Source organism: Bradyrhizobium sp. (assembly GCF_049581145.1).
Taxonomy (GTDB): Bacteria; Pseudomonadota; Alphaproteobacteria; order Rhizobiales; family Xanthobacteraceae; genus Bradyrhizobium.
Map to the genome: position 1 here is coordinate 1 of NZ_JBAURI010000237.1, position 3385 is coordinate 3385.

General features: G+C 65.0%; 3 protein-coding genes. 2 read left to right on the forward strand and 1 reads right to left on the reverse strand.

Annotation, left to right across the window (positions count from 1 at the left end):
- On the reverse strand, positions 1–324 hold a 324-nt coding region (locus WCB02_RS07940; protein ID WP_423957324.1), incomplete at its 3' end, for a sugar phosphate nucleotidyltransferase.
- 224 nt (positions 325–548) lie between these two features.
- Here WCB02_RS07940 and WCB02_RS07945 point away from each other — a divergent pair.
- Together WCB02_RS07945 and WCB02_RS07950 are read left to right on the forward strand one after the other, a co-directional pair.
- Positions 549–1967, forward strand: a complete 1419-nt coding sequence (locus WCB02_RS07945; protein ID WP_423957325.1) for a lytic murein transglycosylase — start codon at positions 549–551, stop codon at positions 1965–1967.
- A 160-nt stretch (positions 1968–2127) separates the two neighbouring features.
- Positions 2128–3385 (forward strand): GDSL-type esterase/lipase family protein (locus WCB02_RS07950; protein WP_423957326.1); only part of this gene is annotated, 1258 nt, incomplete at its 3' end.

A 3385-nucleotide genomic window follows, 5' to 3' on the forward strand; every position in this document is an offset into this window, starting at 1 on the left:
GAGCGGCGCCTGCTGGCGGGTGAAGCTCACGGCGCCCGCGCCGGGCTGGTCGCGCGCCAGCAGTTCCATCTCGGCCGTCTTGCCGCGCGCGGCCAGCGTGGCGTCGAGTTCGTACATCCGGTCGAAATGATCCTCGATCACGACCTTGTTGCGGCCGGTGACGAAGATGAAGTGTTCAATGCCAGCCTCCTTGGCCTCGTCGACCACGTATTGAATCAGCGGTTTGTCGACGATGGTCAGCATTTCCTTCGGCATTGCCTTGGTGGCGGGCAGGACGCGGGTGCCGAGGCCGGCAACTGGGAATACGGCTTTGCGGATTTTCATGGGTTGTCGGAATACCTGACGAGAGCGTGGGGAACTTGATCGTATGTTGGTAGCCTGTTTGCAACCGCTAACAAAGGCCGATGCAGTGGGTTGGTTCCTCGCCCCCGCCCGCCAAAGAAGGTAGGATGGGGGTCCGGAGGTGGTTGTTGATCCCGTCGTTAACCTCTTGGAAACCAGGATGGGGCCTCCTGAAAGCCTGATTTTTGGGACAATCGGGGTGGGACATGGCAGAGCGGGCGGGAAGCAGGGCAAAAGGACGGACTGGCGCGGTGATCGTCGCGGCGGCCCTGTTGCTGTCCGGCAAAGCCCTTGCGCAGTCCTCAAGCGGTAGCGGGCCACTGAATTTCCTCGGCAGTCTCTTCTCCGGCTCGGCGCCGAACAGCAGCCAGCCCGCGGCCTCCGGGACGCCGGCGCAAGGCGGCGGCCCGCAGATGCAAAGCGGAGGGCCGCAGCCTTGGAGCGGCGAGGATGGCGCCTCCGGCCACCCCTTGATGACCGCGAGTGCGATCAAGGAAGCGGCGGCCAATTTCGACAATTGCATCGCGGGAATGTGGCCGGACGCGGCGCACCGTAACATTTCGCGCGAAAGTTTCGACCGCTTCACCGCAGGGCTTGCGCCCGATCTGCACATCATGGACCTGTTGGATGCGCAACCCGAATTCACCAAATCGATCTGGGACTATCTCGATATCCTGGTGAACGACAATCGGCTCGCCAAGGGCCGCGAGGTGCTCACCCAATACAAGGCGCAGTTCGACGCGACCGAGAAGGCCTATGGCGTCGACCGCTATGCGATCGCGGCGATCTGGGGCATCGAATCCAACTACTCGACCCAGATCGGCGATCGCAGCGTGCTGCAGTCGACCGCGACGCTCGCCTGCGTCGGCCGCCGCCAGGCCTATTTCCGCGAGGAATTTCTGTCCGCCCTGGAAATCCTGCACCGCGGCGATCTCAAGCCCGAGCAGATGCACGGTTCCTGGGCCGGCGCGTTCGGGCCGACGCAATTCATGCCGACCGCTTTCAAGCGCTATGCCGTCGACGCCGATGGCGATGGCCGCCGCGACGTGGTCGACGACCCCGCCGACCTGATCGCCTCGACCGCCAACAACCTGAAAAAGGATGGCTGGCAGGCCGGCCAGACCTGGGGCTACGAGGTCGTGGTGCCGCAGGGCTTCAACTACATGCTGGCGGACCGCGCCAGGATGATGACGATGACGCAATGGGAAAACCTCGGCATCAAGCGCCCCAACGGGGAAGCCTTCCCGCACCCCACCGAAAAGGGCTACCTGCTGGCGCCCGCCGGCGCAGAGGGGCCCGGCTTCCTGATGCTGCAGAATTTTCGGGTCATCATGAAGTACAACCCGGCCGAGGCCTATGCCCTGGCGATCGGCCATTTCGCCGACCGGTTGCGCGGCGGCCAGCCCTTCGTGCAGCCCTGGCCGCGCCAGGAGCGCGAATTGTCGCGCGAGGAGCGCCTGGAACTGCAGCAGCTTTTGGCCCAGCGGGGGTTTTACAATGGAACTCCCGACGGTCAGTTCGGCGGCCAGACCCGAGAGGCGTTACGCGGGTTCCAGGCCTCGATCGGGGCGCCAGCGGATGGATTTGCCACCGCCGAGGTGCTGGAGCGGCTCCGCGGGCACTGAAACCGCCCTGTTTTCGGCGTCCGAGTAACCCTGATCGCGACATTTGACCTCCGCCCTTGACGGCGGCGGCCGCGCGCGAGTTTATGGCATCGAATCCGCCCGCTTGCGGCCTGATTCCGCTAGTATCGTAACCGTCGATTTCTCATCGCGACCGAGCTGCATGTCGAAGCTGAAATCCTTGCTTGGAAAGCTCACAGAGACCGGCCCGCTGCTGGTGCTGGGATTGACGGTTGCGCTGTTGGTTGGCGTGGTCGGACCGGCTTCGGCCCAGTTCTTCAACTTCGGCGGCTTCGGCGGACAACGCCCGGCGCAGCGCGGCGGCGGGTTTGGCGGCTGGTTCGGCGGCGATTTCTTCCAGCCGTTTCAGCCGCAGGCGCCGAAGCGCGTCTATCAGGATTTCTCCAAGGCGCCGCCGCCGCAAAAGCGCGAGACCGAGCCTGAGCGCAACGTGCTGGTGCTCGGCGACGGCATGGCCGACTGGCTGGCCTATGGGCTCGAGGACGCCTTCACCGACCAGCCCGATATGGGCGTGGTCCGCCGGGCCAAGAACACCTCCGGCCTGATCAAGTATCAGCCCAAGGGCGATCCGGCCGACTGGGCCGCGGCCGCCAAGGGCATTCTCGCCACCGAGAAGCCCGACATCATCGTGATCATGCTCGGCCTCAACGACCGCATCTCGCTGCGCGAGCCTGCGCCCGACAAGACGGCTGACAAGAAAGCCGACAAGAAAGACGCACGCGGCAAGGGGGATGCGAAATCCAAGCCGGACGACACCGCCGACGGCGCTGCCAAGCCCGGTGACAAGGCGATTGATACCGAACTGCCGCCTGAGGATGCCGACAATAGCGACCTGCCGCCTCTCACGCCGGAGAAGGCCGCGCGCTCGCCCAATGGCATCTATGAGTTTCGCGACGATCGCTGGGTCGAGCTCTACACCAAGAAGATCGAAGAGATGATCGCAGTGGCCAAATCCAAGGGCGTACCCGTGATCTGGGTTGGGCTTCCCGCAATCCGTGGTCCAAAGGGAACGTCGGACGCCTTGTTCCTGGACGCGCTCTACCGCGATGCGGCCGGCAAGGCCGGCATCACCTATGTCGATGTCTGGGACGGCTTCGTCGACGAGGCCGGCCGTTTCATGTCAAGGGGACCCGACTTCGAGGGCCAGCCCCGCAAACTCCGCAGCGATGACGGCGTCTATTTCACGACCCCCGGCGCCCGCAAGCTCGCGCATTACGTCGAACGCGAGATCACGCGACTTTTGGCCGCACGGTCCGGTCCGATCGCGTTGCCGACGGAGCCGGCGACGCCCGACGCCAATGCGCTGCCCGGGCAGCCCGCGCCGCGCCCGCTGGCGGGGCCGATCCTGCCGCTGGTCGCATCCTCGGTCGGCACCGATCAACTGCTGGGTGGTCCAGGCT